Here is a 15,147-nt window from a genome sequence, read left to right as displayed (position 1 = left end):
GGGAGTTCCAGCGCGGTTCGCAACGGCAGATGAGATCCCGAAGGTCACCGGGATGTCAAGGAACCACGGCGCGCCGTGCGCCAGGTCAGCGGCGCCGCGCGCCGTCGATGGGATTGCCGCGCGCCGCGCCGGCCCGCGCAGGAGATGCGATGTTGGCCGGATCGCACTGGCCCGGGCGCGCGCACGGGCATGGCCGCGGCGCGCGCCGGCTTCAACCGCGCGTCACGCGCCGCGGAGGTCCACCTCGGGTGAGGCGGCCCGGGCCGGAGGCTCGGCGCTCCAGGAGATGTCGCTCATCACGAAATGGCTCCTCGGGAGCGCGGGGAGCCGGGTGTCGTCGATCTCGAGATCCTGCGGGGGGACGTCGTACCTGAGCTCGCGGGTGAGGAAGCGGGCCGCGCCCTTCATGAGCTCGATGGCGATCCACTCGCCGGGGCAGCGGTGGTGTGCGTGATGGTCGCCGCCGCCCTGGGGGATCAGGTTGTACATCTCGGGCCTCTCGCGGAGGAAGCGGTCCGGGTCGAAGCGCTCCGGGGCGTCCCACGCCCTGGGGTCGTGGTTCGTGCCGTACAGATCGAGCAGCACGCGGACGCCGGCCGGGAAGCGGTAGCCCTGCCATTCGAAGGCGTGGCTCGTGCGCGCCGCGGCCGCGGGGAAGAACGGATAGAAGCGGCGGACCTCCTGGACGAAGCGCTCGAGATAGGCCTCGTCGCCGGCGGCGATGCGCTGGCGCGACGCGGGGTGGGCGTGGAGGGCGTGGGCGACGAAGGTGATGAACACCGACACGGCGACGGTCGGCCGCAGGAGGTTGTTGAGCTCGACGGCGGCGACCCTGGCGCTCAGGAGCTCGCCGGAGAGGCCGCGGTGGGTGGCGACGGCGTGGACCGGGCTGCCCTCGGGCACGCTGAGCCGGCCGGCGCGGATCTGCTCGACGACGCCGGCGAGCCACGCGTCGGCCTGCTGGCGGGCGAGGAGCGCGCGCCAGTGCCGCGGGCCCACGGCGCCGGCGCCCTCGAAGAGCGCGGCGAGCTGGCGCGTGCGGCGGGGGACCTCGTCCTCGGCCAGCGGGACGCCGGCCCAGGCGCACACGGCGCGGGTCAGGATCTCGTGCGCCTGCTCGTAGAGCGCGACGCGCTCCCCGGCGGCCGCCCAGCGGCGCGCGTGGGCCCGCCACTGGTCCGCGGCGATGTCGACGAGCCGCTGGAGCGCCTCGGGCGCCATCATGGACATGAACATCAGTTTACGGTGGCGATGCGCCTCACCGTCGAGCCCCTGGACGCCGCCGCTGCCGAAGAGCGTCGCCTTGAGGCGGACCGGCGCGGCGCCCTTCCGCTGGAAGTGGGAAGGGTCGTAGAAGAGGCGCGCGGCCTCGGGGCCTGTCATGCAGATCGTCCGCTGGAGGAGGAGCCTTGTCTCGAAGAGGTCGGCGCCGAGCTCCCGGCACCGCCGCTGGATGAGGCCGTAGGGGTCGGCCAGCAGGGCCAGCGTGCTCTCCGGCAGCGGGTCGCGCGGGATCGCGCGGGTGCCGGGCGCGGCCTCCGGCGGCTCGGCGCCGGCCCGCCGCAGCTCGTCGCCGAGGCGGCCCGTCACGGCGAGGCGGAGCATCCGCAGGTCGGCGCGGAGCGACAGGAGCGGGCTGTGGAAGGTGGCCGGGCGGTTCCGCTCGACGAGGAAGTGCCCGATCCAGGCGGGGCCGTAGCCGATGAGCGGCGCGAGCAGCAGCAGGCGGGGCCTGCGGCGGACGACGCCCGCCCCGGCGAGCAGCAGCGCGGCCGCCGTGCCCGTCAGGTGCAGCGCGCGGTTGAGGCCGGTCCGGTGCTGCCGGAGGTAGTGGTCCCAGAAGTCGTCGAACGACGCAGGCGGGGGCGAGGCTGAGGCATTTTTGTCACTCATCGGCGTGCTCCGGTGGTTCTCGTGGTCGGTGGAGCGGCAGCAAGCGAACAGCGTTCCAGCGGGAGACGCGCGAGCCCCTCGCTCGCCGATCCGCTGCCCCCCGGGCTCCCGCGCGCCCGCCTCGGCGCGGATCGGCCAGGACGGCGGCTTGACGCCGCCGGGCGCGGCGGCGTGAATGCTGCGGGTGGATCCCTCGCCCACCCCGTCCTGGCGGCCGAGCGCGCCGCGCACCGAGCCGCCCGGCGCTCCCGAACCGCCCTCCGTGACGCTCGCGACGCTCGCGCGGCCCGCGGTGGCGCCCGCGACGGCCGAAGCGCCGGCAGCGGCAGCGGCGACCGCGGCGCCCCGGCGGCGCGCCGGGTGGATGCGGCCGGCGCCCTTGCTGCTCAGCAGCGCCGTCCTCCTCGGGTTCGACCTCGCCTTGGCGATCACGCCGCGGGCGTCGGCCGCGCTGACCGCGCTGGAGACGGTGCTCGTGCCCGCGTGGGTCGCGGCCGTGGTCTCGCTGGAGCGCGTGCGCAAGGCGCTCGCCGGCGCGCGGGTCGAGGCGAGGAAGCCACGGCTCGCCCTGTTCCTGCTCGCGCTGATGCTGCTGCTCGCGTGCATCGGCGAGAAGTGGCTCCTGCTGCTCGGCCCGCCGGACGAGGACGTGGGGCAGCGGGGCGTCGTGCTCTACCGCTCGTACACGGTGCTCGCGTTCTTCGTGGCGATCGGCGGCCTGCTCGGGCGCCGGCCGCTCGAGCGGCTGCTCGCCACGGCCGCGGAGCACCCGGCCCGGCTCATGGTCCTCTCGTTCGGGGTCGCCACGCTGCTCGGCAGCTTCCTGCTCACGCTGCCGCAGTCGCTCCGGAGCCTCGCGGACGCGTCGTTCGTCGACGGCCTGTTCATGTCGGCGAGCGCCGTGTGCGTGACAGGGCTCAGCCTGCACAGCATCTCCGAGACGTACACGCCGTTCGGCCAGGCCGTCCTGCTGCTCCTCGTCCAGATCGGCGGGCTCGGGATCATGGTCCTGTCGACGTTCTTCGCCATCGTGGCCGGCAGGAAGCTCCGGCTGCGCGACGCGGCGGTGATGGCCGAGATGATCGACGCCGAGTCGTTCGCCCGGCTGCGGCGCAACCTCGCCGCGATCGTCCTGTTCACGCTCGGCATCGAGGCGGTCGGCGCGCTCGCCCTCTTGTTCAGCTTCCTGCCCCACCACGAGATCGCCTCCGGGCCCGTCGCCGGCCTGCCGCTGTCGGGCGCCGGCGATCACCTCTGGGCGGCCGTCTTCCACGCGGTCAGCGCGTACTGCAACGCGGGCTTCTCGCTGTTCACCGGGGGGCTCGTCCCGCTCGTCGGCTCCCCCGCCGTGTCCTTCGTGCTGGCGGGGCTCGTGATCCTCGGCAGCCTGGGCTTCCCCGTGCACGACGAGCTGCTGCGCCGGGCCAGGCTGCGGCTCCGCGGCGAGCGGCCGCCGCGGATGTCGCTGCACAGCCAGGTCGTGCTGATCGGGACCGCGGTGCTGCTCGTCGTCGGGACCGCGGGCTTCCTCGCGCTCGAGTGGCGCCGGTCGATGGGCGAGCTGTCGTGGCCCGTGAAGCTCCTGGCGAGCTTCTTCCAGTCGGCGATGACGCGGTCGGCCGGCCTGAACACCGTCGACTACGGCCTCATGGGGCCGGCGACGTTGATGTGGACCTGCATGCTGATGTTCGTCGGCGGCGCGCCCGGGTCGACGTCGGGCGGGATCAAGATCACGACGGTCGCCGCGCTGTTCGCGGCGCTGCGCGCCGAGATGCGCGGGGACGAGGCGCCGCACGTGCTCGGCCGGGCCATCCCGGCGGCGACGGTGCGCCGCGCCCTCGGGATGGCGTCGCTGATGGTGATGCTCATCTCGGGGTTCTTGCTCGCGTTGCTCACGCTGGAGCCGCACCACCCGATGGGCCTCGCCATGGAGACGGTCAGCGCGCTCGCCACGGCCGGCCTGTCGGCGAACGTCACGCCGACGCTGAGCGCGCCGGGGAAGCTCGTGATGACGCTGGCGATGTTCATCGGCCGCATCGGGCCGCTGACGATCGCGATGGCGCTCGCGAACCAGGCGCGGTCGCGGAGCTACAGGCTGCCGGAGGAGAAGGTGGGGATCGGGTGAGCGGCCGCCTCCGCCCGCCGGAGGCCGAGGCGGGAGAGCCGCGCCGGGGCTTCCCCGGGCGCGGGGTGCCGGATCGCCCCCTCTGCCTCGACCGGCGGCGCGGCCGGCTCGTTGCCGGTGATCTGCTTCAGCCCGTAGAAGCCGTTCATCGTCGCGGAGAGCATCAGGCCGCCGCGGCCCAGCGAGCGCGCCCCGCGCGCGAGCCGCTCGATCACCGCCGCCGGGCCGAAGGCGCGATTCCACATCTTCCTGTGCGCGGCGAGGAGCTCATCGGGGGACATGCGCGCCGGCCGGAACGCCACCCCGTAACCGCTGTAATGGGGCCAGTCGCGCTCCTCGAGGATCCGCCCGTCCCGCAGGTGCTCGTCGTAGAGCGGTGTGCCCCGGAACGGGGTGAGGATGCTCAGGAAAGGCACGTCGACGCCGATCTCGTTCAGCCGATCGGCCGTGGCGGCGATGATCTCCGGCGTCTGGTCGTCGAAGCCCGAGATGAAGCCCGCCATCACGCAGATCCCCCGATCGTGCAGCTTGCGGATGGCCTCGCGGTACTCGTGCGCGCGGTTCTGGCGCTTGTCGACGCGCTTCAGGTCGGCCTCGTCGAGGCTCTCGATGCCGAGGAAGATGCCGATACAGCCGGACCGCTCCATCGAGTCGAGCAGCTCCCTGTCCTTGACGATATCGATGGATGCCTGCGTGAGCCACCAGCGATCGAGCCCGGCGAGCTCGCGCAGGAGCTCCTTCGCCCAGCGGCGCTGGACGAGCAGGTTGTCGTCCCAGAACCAGGCGACCTTCTCCTGCCAGAAGCGGGGGAAGTGCGTCGTGGCGATGTCGCGGATCACCTCGTCGACCGGGCGCACGCGGAAGCCGGGGTTCAGATCGGGCACCGTGCAGAAGCTGCACGTGAAGGGGCAGCCGCGCGTGGCCTGGAGCACGCGCGGGACGAGGAAGCCGTCCTCGAGGAGGTCGTAGCGAGGGGTCGGCAGCCCGGCGAGGGAGGCGGGCTCGCCGTGGTAGACGCGGCGCGCGGCGCCGCGCTCGAGGTCGCGCAGCACCTCGGGCCAGACCGCCTCGGCCTCGCCGGTGACCACCACGTCGACGTGCTGGAGCGCCTCCTCGATCCAGTACGAGACGTGCGGCCCGCCGGCGACGACGCGCACGCCGAGGGCGCGGTAGCGATCGGCGAGCGCGTAGGCGCGGCGCGCGAAGCCGGAGAAGAACGAGAGCGCGACGACATCCGGCGCGGCGTCGACGGGGACGGGGCGCACCTGCTCGTGAAAGAGCTCGACCTCGTGCTCCGGCGGGGTGATCGCCGCCAGGTGAATCCCGGTGACCGGCGGGACGAAATGCCAGCGGTGCCCCCTGCGGTAGCGGGGTACGTAGCTCACGACGATCCTCACCTTCATCGCAGCCTCCTCACGCGCGCATCGCCGCGCCCGGCCGAGCCCGCGACCGCGGGGGCCGGCGGACTCGAGGATACGTTTCCGCCAACGCCGGGGCGTGGAATCGATTCCTTGGTTCCGAGGAGCCGCCGTGGAGAAACGGTGGTCAGCGCGTGCGGGTCGCCGCGCTCTGGACCATCGATCACGTGGAGCGAGCGAGAAATGAACCGCCAAGACGCCAAGGACGCCAAGAAGAAGACAACGTCTTGGCGTCCTTGGCGTCTTGGCGGTTGGAAGCTGTGCTCGTTTCGGGCGGGTTCAACCCGTTTGTCGCTCTAGGGCTTACGAGCGACAGGCGCCTTCGCCTTCCCGCCGCCCTTCGCCCGCGCGGCAGGCGCCTTCGCAGGGCCGGCCTTCTCGAAGCGCACATCGAAGACGCCGGCGTCCTCCTCGACGAAGCGGAGCAGCGCCTCCCCCTCCTCGGCGAGCTGAGCGCGCGCCTCCCTGGAGAGCGCCGCGAACGGCGCGATCACGAGCGTCGCCGAGGCCTTCTTCCGCTCGGTCGTCCACGTGCCGGCCACGAAGCCGTCCACGAGGAACGTCGGCAGGATGCGCAGGTTGGCGGACAGGACGATCCGGCCGCGATGCTCGTCCGCGATGACCCGCGTCCGGTCGTCGTGCCCGAGCAGGAGGTTGTCGTAGTCGGGGAGGAACCGCGCCGGCGCGGCGGTGTCCGCGGGCGGTCGCGGGGCATCCGGGAGGTCGAAGAGCTCCCGCCCTCGCTCGTCGCGGAACGTACAGAGCCGCTCCCGCAGCGACTGGAGCACGTCCTTGATCCGGGTCAGGCCGGACCACGTCTGCACGTCGGCCGCGGTCGCCGGGCCGAACGAGGCGAGGTAACGGAGCACGAGCGCCTGGGGCCCCGCCGCCTCGCGGAACGGTTTGCCGAGCCACGACGCCGCCGGGGCGAAGTCCGCCGTCCCCGGGTACCCCCACGCCGCCTCGGTGGGCACCTGGACGACGGGCAGGTGCATGCGGACCGCCAGCGCCATGGCCCGCACGTCGCCGTCGGGGTGGAGCTGGGCGAGGTGGTCGCGCAGCTCGTCCATCGTCCGCGGCTGCTCGTCGAAGTACGCGCGCGCCTCGGCGACCAAGCTGTCGATGTCGAGGACGTCCGCGCGCGCGCGGAGGATCGACCGCACCGCGGCGTGGAGCACCGGCGCGATGACCGGGTGCAGATCCAGGTAGTCCTTCGCGCTCGCGAGGTGGAGCGTGCCCCGCAGGAACGGCGCCCGGACGACCTCGCGGCGATGGGCGAGCTGGACGAGATCCTCGCGCCGGAACCCTTGGATTCGCGACCAGAGCCCGATGAACGGCGGCCGCGCCAGCTGCGCCTGGAGGGCGATCAGCCGCTCGATCCCCCGCACGGCCGAGGTCCGCTCCCGGGAGAGGAGCATCTGCCGCGCGAGCGTGGCCCGGTTCAGGTCTCGTCGTGTCAGCGTCGTGGTGGGCACGCCGGCGAGCTTACTCGAAACGAGGTTCACCCCCCATCGGCGTCCGGTGGCCTCCAGCGCGGTTGGCCGAGGGCCTCGCGCTGCGTCGTGGTGAGCCGATCGAGCCTGGCGATGATGGCGTAGGCGCCGGGCGCGGTGCGCCGGAGGGCGACGGGATCGGTGACGTTCGGGTGCCGCTCGGCGTCCTGCAGGGCCCTGGCGACGCGGTCCGGGGGCCAGCCCAGCGCGTCGGCCAGCTGCTGCACGGTGAGGGGCGCGCTCGCGTGCACGAGCGCGGCGAGCACCGTCAGCGCGTCACCGAGGGCGGCTTCGATCGGGCCACCGGCCATGTCGTCGCTGAGTTGGGCGAAGAATCGGCCCATGCGGCCCAGCCGGGCTCCGGCGGGCGTGGTGGCCCCGAGGATTTCGGCTCCCTGCCGGGACGTGTCCGCCCACATCGCGTTCGTGCGCGCGCTCGTCCTCCACGACCGCTCCCAGACGTCTTCGTCGATGACGTAGCGTTCGCCCCGCCGGGGACCGCGCTCGCGCCGGACCACCTGCAGCCCTTCCAGATAACCGATGGCCTTGGACACCGACGCAGGGCTGACCCGCAAACGCTCGACCAGCTCGGCGGCGGTCAGGGCGCCGGCGTCGGTGGTGTACAGGGACACGAGCACCCGGGCCGCCATCCGGGGAAGCCCGCCCTGGACCATCATCGCCGCGAACTGCTCGACGAAGCCGCGTACCGCCTCGGGGTCCCGCCCGTCGGCGCCGGCGGCGACCGGTAGCTCCGGGGGCCGATCCTGCCTGCGGCGACGGGCGCGCCAACCGGTGGCCTGGTGGGCGTGGTCCGCCCGGTAGCCTCCGGGCCCGCCGTTGCGGGCGACTTCCCGGCTGATGGTCGACGTCGGTCGGCCGAGCCGCCTGGCGATCTCGGCGTACTTGAGCCCTTCGGCCAGCGCTGACGCGATGTGCCGGCGGTCCTGGTCGCTCAGCCTCCCTCCCGGCATCCTCGCCCGCCTCCTGTCGATCGATGGTCCAGTCGAGTGTGCGTTCGCGCTCAGCACATTGCAACGCTCGATCGCTCGGCCGTTGCGTTCATCGACAAGGCCATTGCAATGGTGATCATGAATCCGCCGGACAGAGGCGAAATCGATTGACGCTCTCTTGACGGCACCTGAACCACACCGTAGCTTTCGCGACCGTTCAAAGCGCCGCTGCGGAGGGCCGCGTGACGGGCCCGGGGTCGAGCGCGGCGCAGCGCAGCGAGAGACCCTGACGCGGGTCGGGTGATGTTCATGGGGCTTGCCATTGACGCTCGGACGCCTGAGGACGTGGCCAGTCGGTCACTGGCGCCAGACCTGGCCCGCGGCTTCGTGCTGCTGCTGATCGCCGTGGCGCACGCGCCGGCGTTCGTCCGTCGCTGGGATCTCGGGCCAGCCGCGCTCAACACCATCGCCGCGTTCATCCGATCACTCATCGCCGAGAACCAGGCCCGCGCCCTCTTCGTGTTCCTCTTCGGCTACGGTCTGGGGCAGCTCGCCCGCCGGCAGCAGGCGCGCGGCAGCGACTGGGCCTCGACCCGCGACCTGCTGCGGCGCCGAAGCCTCTGGCTGATCGTCCTCGGCTTCGCGCACGCGGTCCTGCTCGTGCCGTTCGACATCGTCGCGGTCTACGGGCTGACCTTGCTCGTGCTCACGCCGCTGATCCAGGCCCCGGACTCGGTCCTGTGGAGGACAACCGTGCTGACGCTCGTCCCCGCGACACTCCTGCTCTCCTGGCAGAGCGTGACCGCACAGGCCGCCGCCGCGATGGGCACGCCCATGACCATGGTGCAGTACATGGCGCCCGACTATGGTGCCCACGTCATCGCCGGACTTCCGTTCTGGCCGCTGAAGACGGCCGTCTCCACCCTCGTGGTCGTGCCGGGCATGCTGCCGGGCATCTGGGCCGCCAGGCGCCGGATCCTCGACGAGCCGGAGCGCCATGCGCCGCTCCTGTTGCGCGTCACCGCGCTCTGCATGGCCGTATCGGTCGTCGGTAGGCTTCCCATGGCCCTGCTGGTGACCGGCGCGTGGACGACGTCGATGACCTGGACCGTGGCCGGCGCGCACGCCCTGACCGGATACGCCGGCGGTATCGGCATGGCCGCCGCCGCCGGGCTCGTCGTGATCAGGATCGGACGGGACCATGGGCGCCTCACCACGGCCCTCGCCGCGCTGGGACAGCGGTCGTTGACATTCTACCTGTTCCAGTCGGCGGTATGGGTGGCGCTGTTTTACCCCTTCACCCTCGACCTGCGGGACGACATGGGCTTCGCCGCCAGTTGCGCGGTCGCCGCCGGCATCTGGATCGCCTCGATCCTGCTGGCCGACGGAATGCGTCACGCCGGCTACCGCGGCCCGGCAGAGGCGATGCTGCGACGGCTGCCCCACCGCCGCTCCGAGCCTGCAAGCGCTTCATCGGGTCCCCGGCGCTGACCCGCCACGGCCGCACGGCGTCGGCGAAGTGCCCTTCCGCCTGCGCGCGCCTGCGCTAGGATCAACCCCATGCGAAAATTGCACCTGCTCAGGCCGCTGACAGCGGCGCTGGCCTTGATATCGCTTCACGTAGCCTGCTCCGACGAGCCGCCCGCCCAGAATGGCCCCATGACCGGCGACCCGTCCGGCACCGGCGGCGGCGGGGGGACCGGCGGCGGCGGAGAGACCGGCGCCTGCCAGCCGTCGGGCGGCGGGCCGCACTGGCTGCTCGAGGGCGAGACGGTGACGTTCCCCGTCGCGTGCTCGACAGGCCTCGCGCTCCCCGGCGACGCGTTCGAGCTCGCAGGGCTCCCGGAGGGCGCCGTCTACGATCCGGCCGCGGGCGAGGTGACGTTCTCGCCCGGGCTCGATCAGGCCGCCGTCTACGAGATCGAGATCCGCGTCGCGCAGACCTCCGAGGTCGGTCGCGTCAAGATCGGCGTCGCCGACGACTGGGCCGATCCGTCGAACGTGCCCGTGGTCGATCCGGCCCGCTACCCCGAGGAGTACGGCCTTCCTGTGCTCTTCCTCTCCCCTGCCCCCGAGGCCAAGGAGTACGCCCCGGCCACGGTCGTCTACCGCGGTCGCACGTACCAGGCCGAGGCGGAGCTCCGCGGCGAGAGCTCGCTCTCGTACCCGAAGCAGAGCTACACGCTCAAGTTCCCGAAGAACGACAAGTTCAACGAGCCGGACGAGGCCGGCGGCTTCACCGATCGTCGCAAGGTCGTGCTCTCCAGCACGTTCGACGACAACTCGTACATCCGGCAGCGCCTCGCCTACGACCTCTGGAACCGCCTCGATCCGGAGCACATCCAGATCAAGACCTACAGCGCGGTGCTGTACATCGACGGGGAGTACCGGGGCCTCTACACCGTCGTCGATCACGTGAACGGCTACCTGATGGAGGACCACGGGTATCCGCAGGACGGCAACCTTTACAAGGCGGTCAGCCACGACGCGAACTTCGCGCTCACGCGCCACGCCGGCGAGGGCGAGCCGAAGGAGACGCTGCACGACGGCTTCGAGAAGAAGGAGGGCGAGCCGCCCGATGGCGAGCCGGGGGCGTTCTCGGATCTGGAAGACCTCGTGAACTTCGTCGCCACGTCCGACGCGGAGACGTTCGTCGCCGAGATCGACGCGCGGATCGATCGGCGCGACTACGAGGACTGGTGGATCTTCGTCACGTTCATCAAGGCCGACGACTCGGCCGGGAAGAACAGCTATCATTACCACGACCCCGCGCCCGGCAACGTCTTCCGCTATGCGCCGTGGGACTTCAACGCGAGCTTCGGCCAGGCGTGGGAGACGTCGCGCGAGTCGGCCTCGGAGCGCGCCGAGTACACCAGCATGAACCACCTCTTCCGGCGCTTCCTGGAGGAGCCCTCGATCGGCGACCCGCTGCGGGCCCGCTACGACGAGGTGCTTCACGGCGTGTTCGCCGACGCCGAGATCCAGGCGCTCGTGGACGGCTACATCGAGCGCATCGACGCGAGCGCGCGCCGCGACGAGGCGCGCTGGGGCGAGGCGTACCGCAGCTACGAGGGCTGGAGCGAGCGCGACGACTTCACGACGTACGAGGAGGAGGTCGCGTACGTGAAGGCGTGGATCTCCGAGCGCTGGCAATACCAGGACGAGCTCTATTGACAGCACGCCCGCCGGCGCGCGGCGCGCGCGGTCGGCGGGCTCCCTGGTTCCGTGTTGGTCGTCGCAGTGCGCGGAATCACGTCACCGCTGATCGCGGTGCGCGGAATCACCCCTCGTGCGAATCTCCGTTGACATCGACAGCGGTCTTTCGTCTCTTGCGGCCGCTCGCCGCGCGAGGCCTTCATCCGGGTCGCTTCGTCCCGGCGCATGGGCCTCGACGTCCGCGGTGGGCCGGAAGGTCCGGAGATCGCGTCGATGCGTCATGTCCTTCACCGGCTTGCCTGGGTGGCCTGTCCGGTCTTCTCGTCGCTCGCCGGGTGTGGCGCCGGCGCCACGGAGGCCTCCGCGCCCGCCGCCGGCGACAGCGGCGGTGGGCTCGCGGGGTCGCCGGCGCCGGGGGGCGACGCTGCGGCCTGCGACCGGCTCGCCGGGAGGCTCCAGGCGGCGCTCGACGCCGCCGTCCGCGCGCAGGATCTGCCCGGCGCCGCCGCGGCGGTGGATCTCCGAGGCTGCTCCTTCCGCGGCGCGGCGGGCACGGCGAACATCGAGGCGAGGACGCCGCTCGCGCCGGGAGATCTCTTCCGCGCGGGGAGCATCACGAAGACGTTCGTCTCGACGCTCGTCCTGATGCTCCGCGCCGAAGGTGCGCTGTCGCTCGACGACGCCGTGTCGAAGCACGTGAAGGGTATCCCCGGGGGAGAGCGGATCACGATACGGCAGCTCCTGAACCACACGAGCGGCCTGTTCAACTACACGGAGAGCGACGGCTTCCTGCGCGCCGTCGACGCCGACCCGACCCGCGCGTGGAGGCCCGAGGAGCTCATCGCCTTCTCCGCCGCGGAGCCGCCGCGCTTCGAGCCGGGGCGGGGCTTCTCGTACTCCAACACGAACTACATCGTCGCGGGCTCCATCGTGCAGGCCGTCTCCGGGAGACCCATCGTCGAGCTGCTGCGCAAGCGCATCCTCGCCCCCGTCGGCCTCGCCAGCACGTACCTCGACGGCGCGGAGCCCGCCGTGCCGGGGCTCGTGCACGGCTACGGGTCGTACGACGGCGAGCTCGTCGACACGACGTCGGCGGTGGACCCGTCGACGGCGTGGACGTCGGGTGGCCTCGTGTCGAGCGCGGGCGACCTCACCACCTTCTTCGTCCGGCTCCTCGACGGCGGGCTGCTCGGCCAGGCCGAGCTCGCGGAGATGACCGCCTGGGTCAGCACCGGGTCGGACGACGCGCGGGGCTACGGGCTCGGGCTGGCCCGGCGCACATCGCCGGTCGGCACCACCTACGGTCATGGCGGCAGCGTGTGGGGCTTCGTGTCGGCGTCCTACTGCGCTGTCGACCGCGACGCGACCATCACGGTGCTCGTCAACCACGAGGAAGGCGACGCGGAGAAGATCGTGGAGGATCTGTTCCATGTCCTGAAGGTCCCCTGAGGCGTTCGCCGCGAAGCGCGGCGATGGGGCCGTCGGCCAGGAGATCCATGCGCGCCTGACCGGCCGGATTCGCCCTCGTTGTGGCCTTTCCTTGGTCTCACGTACATCCCTTGAAGGCCGCGCGGCGATCGCCGACCTTTCCCGCCGCCGGGTCGACGATGTCGGGGCTCACCTGGATTGTGACAACGGCGCTGTCACCCCATGTTCCGATCTCATCGGCGTACCGCTTGCATCGCGGCGCTCCGGGCCCCCTTGTCGGGAGCTCGACGTGGAAGGAGCCGACGATGAAGTGTGTGGAGCTGATGGTCGCCTTGGCAGCGTGCGCGGTGGGGCTCGGCGGCGTTCAGCTCGCCGGCGCCGCCGACACGAGGCCTGTCGAGGATCTCGCGCTCGTCGCGGAGGTGCCGGCCCCGATCCTGGCCGATTCGACGCATGATCGCCAATGGCACCACCATCACGGCCATCACCATCACGGCCATCACGGCCATCACGGCCATCACGGCCATCACGGCCACCACGGCCATCACGGCCATCACGGCCATCACGGCCATCACGGCCATCACGGCCATCACGGCCATCACGGCCATCACCATCATGGCCATCATCATCACGGCCACGGGTTCCACGGGCGTTCGTACTCCGGAGCGGCCGCGCACGGGGCGCTGCCGACGCCCGTCGTGCGGCTCGCCGAGGATCGCTCTGGCGCGTCGTAGAGCGACAATCGGGTTGAACCCGCCTGAAACGCGCAGAACTTCGAACCGCCAAGGCGCCAAGGACGCCGAGACATCTTCTCCTTCTTGGCGTCCTTGGCGCCTTGGCGGTTGATCTGTCGCTCGATTGACGTGAGCGTTGTTCCAGGGACGCGGGACGCGGGACCCGGGCGAGCGGCTGTCCTTCCGTCTCCGCGCCCGAGCTCACCGGTCGGCGCGCGCGGCCGTCGGGAGCCGGTGGGAAAGGTGGATCGATGGTAAGAGCGTCGATGGGGCGGTGGCGAGCGCCCGTCGCCCTGGCAGCGGCCGCGGGGCACCTCGGCCTTGTGATCGTCCTTGGAGCGTTTCAGGTCGACCTCCACCACCTCGGTCCGGTGGCGGGCGCTGTCGTCGCCTATGGCACGCTCTCCGGCGCCGACAGCGGGTATGCCTTCTTCGCTCCGGGCGTCGGCTCCCTCCCTGCGGCGGCCTTCGAGATCGCGGACGCCGCCGGGAAAACGACCACCGACAGCCTCAAGCCCGGGACGAACGCCGAGGCGGACCTGCGCGCCGGGAACATCGTCACGAGGTTCTGGCTGGCGCAGGGTCAGGCGCTCAAGCGCTCGATCGCCGCGTCGTGGGCCGGGAAGATGTTCGCCAGGCACCCTGGGGCCGCCAGCGTCGTCGTGCGGGTGGAGGAGTGCGAGCTCGCCTCGATGCAGGAATATCGCGAGGAAGACGGCCTCCGCTGCCGCCTGCATTACCAGGCGAAATTCGTCCCGCAGGAGAGCGCTCGCGCCGCCGAGCCGGCAGGCCGGGGGGCGCCATGAGCGGTCGCGCGGCGCCTCTCCTCGCGGCCCTCGAGCGCGCATGGCGGGCGATCGATCGCTTCGCCTTCGCGCCGGCGTCGGCCATGCCGCTCGCGGCGCTGCGGATCGGGCTCGCGTCGGTCCTCCTCCTCCAGGCCGCGATGGTCGCGCCGGTGTTCCTCGATCTGTACGGGCGGACCGGCATCCTGCAGGGGCCGCTCAACGACATGCTCGCCAGGAGCGACCTGCTCCGCGTCGGCTGGCTCATCGACGGCCTCGCGCCGCTGGGCATCGGCGAGGCGGCCTTCGTCAAGGGCACCGGCGCGCTCTACGCGCTCGCGCTCGTCGCGCTGCTGCTCGGGTGGCGGGCGCGCGCGGCGGCGGCGCTCGCCTGGCTCACCCATCTATTGCTGATGATGACGGCGGACAGCACGAGCTACGGCGCGGACAGCTACGCCCACATCTTTCTCTTCTACCTCATGTGGATGCCCTCGGGCGCCGCGCTGTCGCTGGACCGCCGGCTCGGTCGCGCGCCCGCCGGCCCGCCCCCGACGACGCGGCTCTCGCTGCGCGTCCTCCAGGTGCACCTCTGCGTCTCGTACCTCGCGAGCGGCCTCTCCAAGGCGTCCGGCGCGCAGTGGTGGAACGGCGACGCGGTATGGCGCTCGGTCATGCTGCCCGAGTACCGCCAGCTCGACCTCTCCTGGCTCGCGCAGCACCCGTGGATCCCGACGCTCGCCGGCTGGCTCGTGCTCCTCGTCGAGGCCGGCTATGCGTTCTTCATCTGGCCGCGGCAGACCCGCCGGCTCTGGGTGGCGGCCACGGTGGCGCTCCACCTCGGCATCGCGGTCTTCATGGGGCTCGTCGTGTTCGGCGTCCTCATGGCGGTGCTCACGCTCGCGCTCTTCGGGGTGAGCGCGGAGCCGTGCGGATCGCGCGGATCGCCCCCGACGCGCTTGCAGCGCGGCGGGGTGCCGCCGGCGACCCGGGGCGCCGAGAGGCCGGCCCCCGTGTAGCGGGCAGTCCTCCGGAGGGGCGTGTGCACCTGTTCAGGTTCGGCATGCTCGAACGACCTGACCCGGAGTTGCAACTCCCCCGGCGACCTCGTTCGAGGTCCTGACCGGAGTTGCAACTCCCCCGGCGGCCTCGATCGGGGTCCCGACCG

General features: G+C 72.0%; 11 protein-coding genes. 6 read left to right on the top strand and 5 right to left on the bottom strand.

Annotated features, from left to right (window positions below; translation table 11 throughout):
- Positions 1 to 222: 222 nt before the first annotated feature.
- Positions 223 to 2,325 (bottom strand): cytochrome P450, encoded by a 2,103-nt coding sequence (locus tag WMF24_RS17020; RefSeq protein ID WP_437737463.1) that lies wholly within the window; start codon positions 2,323 to 2,325, stop codon positions 223 to 225.
- Here WMF24_RS17020 and WMF24_RS17015 point away from each other — a divergent pair.
- Positions 2,273 to 4,018: a TrkH family potassium uptake protein gene (locus WMF24_RS17015; protein WP_437737462.1), complete on the top strand. Its 1,746-nt coding sequence runs from the start codon at positions 2,273 to 2,275 to the stop codon at positions 4,016 to 4,018. The two genes, WMF24_RS17020 and WMF24_RS17015, sit on opposite strands and share 53 nt — an antisense overlap.
- On the opposite strand, the gene WMF24_RS17010 is transcribed toward WMF24_RS17015, so the two are convergent.
- The 3 genes from WMF24_RS17010 to WMF24_RS17000 all read right to left on the bottom strand — a co-directional run bounded on the left by WMF24_RS17010 (position 3,982) and on the right by WMF24_RS17000 (position 7,900).
- Positions 3,982 to 5,421: a B12-binding domain-containing radical SAM protein gene (locus WMF24_RS17010; RefSeq protein WP_437737461.1), complete on the bottom strand. Its 1,440-nt coding sequence runs from the start codon at positions 5,419 to 5,421 to the stop codon at positions 3,982 to 3,984. The genes WMF24_RS17015 and WMF24_RS17010 overlap by 37 nt on opposite strands.
- 311 nt (positions 5,422 to 5,732) lie before the next feature.
- A complete protein-coding gene (locus WMF24_RS17005) occupies positions 5,733 to 6,911 on the bottom strand; it encodes a winged helix DNA-binding domain-containing protein (protein ID WP_437737460.1) in 1,179 nt (392 codons plus the stop codon).
- A 26-nt stretch (positions 6,912 to 6,937) separates the two neighbouring features.
- On the bottom strand, positions 6,938 to 7,900 hold the full coding sequence (locus tag WMF24_RS17000; RefSeq protein WP_437737459.1) for a MarR family transcriptional regulator: 963 nt from the start codon (positions 7,898 to 7,900) through the stop codon (positions 6,938 to 6,940).
- A 282-nt stretch (positions 7,901 to 8,182) separates the two neighbouring features.
- Between WMF24_RS17000 and WMF24_RS16995 the strand changes: the two genes are divergently transcribed.
- The 3 genes from WMF24_RS16995 (at position 8,183) to WMF24_RS16985 (ending at position 12,484) form a co-directional block, all read left to right on the top strand.
- Positions 8,183 to 9,370: a DUF418 domain-containing protein gene (locus tag WMF24_RS16995; RefSeq protein WP_437737458.1), complete on the top strand. Its 1,188-nt coding sequence runs from the start codon at positions 8,183 to 8,185 to the stop codon at positions 9,368 to 9,370.
- Between the two features lie 69 nt (positions 9,371 to 9,439).
- Complete coding sequence (locus tag WMF24_RS16990) at positions 9,440 to 11,053, top strand: CotH kinase family protein (protein ID WP_437737457.1); 1,614 nt, start codon at positions 9,440 to 9,442, stop codon at positions 11,051 to 11,053.
- 255 nt (positions 11,054 to 11,308) lie between these two features.
- Positions 11,309 to 12,484 carry a serine hydrolase domain-containing protein gene (locus WMF24_RS16985; RefSeq protein ID WP_437737456.1) on the top strand — a complete coding sequence of 392 codons (1,176 nt, stop codon included), beginning with the start codon at positions 11,309 to 11,311 and terminating at the stop codon, positions 12,482 to 12,484.
- 212 nt (positions 12,485 to 12,696) lie between these two features.
- On the opposite strand, the gene WMF24_RS16980 is transcribed toward WMF24_RS16985, so the two are convergent.
- Positions 12,697 to 13,110 (bottom strand): hypothetical protein, encoded by a 414-nt coding sequence (locus WMF24_RS16980; RefSeq protein WP_437737455.1) that lies wholly within the window; start codon positions 13,108 to 13,110, stop codon positions 12,697 to 12,699.
- A 338-nt stretch (positions 13,111 to 13,448) separates the two neighbouring features.
- Here WMF24_RS16980 and WMF24_RS16975 point away from each other — a divergent pair, with 338 nt between their 5' ends.
- Positions 13,449 to 14,003: a hypothetical protein gene (locus WMF24_RS16975; protein ID WP_437737454.1), complete on the top strand. Its 555-nt coding sequence runs from the start codon at positions 13,449 to 13,451 to the stop codon at positions 14,001 to 14,003.
- Positions 14,000 to 14,998 carry a hypothetical protein gene (locus tag WMF24_RS16970; protein WP_437737453.1) on the top strand — a complete coding sequence of 333 codons (999 nt, stop codon included), beginning with the start codon at positions 14,000 to 14,002 and terminating at the stop codon, positions 14,996 to 14,998. The genes WMF24_RS16975 and WMF24_RS16970 overlap by 4 nt, the downstream gene beginning before the upstream one ends.
- Positions 14,999 to 15,147: the final 149 nt, after the last annotated feature.

The sequence above is a fragment of the Sorangium sp. So ce1335 genome, from assembly GCF_051521615.1.
In the GTDB taxonomy this organism is placed as follows: Bacteria; Myxococcota_A; Polyangia; order Polyangiales; family Polyangiaceae; genus Sorangium.
Note: the sequence above shows the minus strand (reverse complement) of the source record. Positions and strands in the feature narration are given on the sequence as shown.

Bases quoted from the DNA above. Each gene is read 5' to 3' on its own strand.
- WMF24_RS17010 (WP_437737461.1), bottom strand. From the start codon at position 5,421: ATGAAGGTGAGGATCGTCGTGAGCTACGTACCCCGCTACCGCAGGGGG.
- WMF24_RS17000 (WP_437737459.1), bottom strand. From the start codon at position 7,900: ATGCCGGGAGGGAGGCTGAGCGACCAGGACCGCCGGCACATCGCGTCA.
- WMF24_RS16995 (WP_437737458.1), top strand. From the start codon at position 8,183: ATGTTCATGGGGCTTGCCATTGACGCTCGGACGCCTGAGGACGTGGCC.
- WMF24_RS16990 (WP_437737457.1), top strand. From the start codon at position 9,440: ATGCGAAAATTGCACCTGCTCAGGCCGCTGACAGCGGCGCTGGCCTTG.
- WMF24_RS16985 (WP_437737456.1), top strand. From the start codon at position 11,309: ATGCGTCATGTCCTTCACCGGCTTGCCTGGGTGGCCTGTCCGGTCTTC.
- WMF24_RS16975 (WP_437737454.1), top strand. From the start codon at position 13,449: ATGGTAAGAGCGTCGATGGGGCGGTGGCGAGCGCCCGTCGCCCTGGCA.
- WMF24_RS16970 (WP_437737453.1), top strand. From the start codon at position 14,000: ATGAGCGGTCGCGCGGCGCCTCTCCTCGCGGCCCTCGAGCGCGCATGG.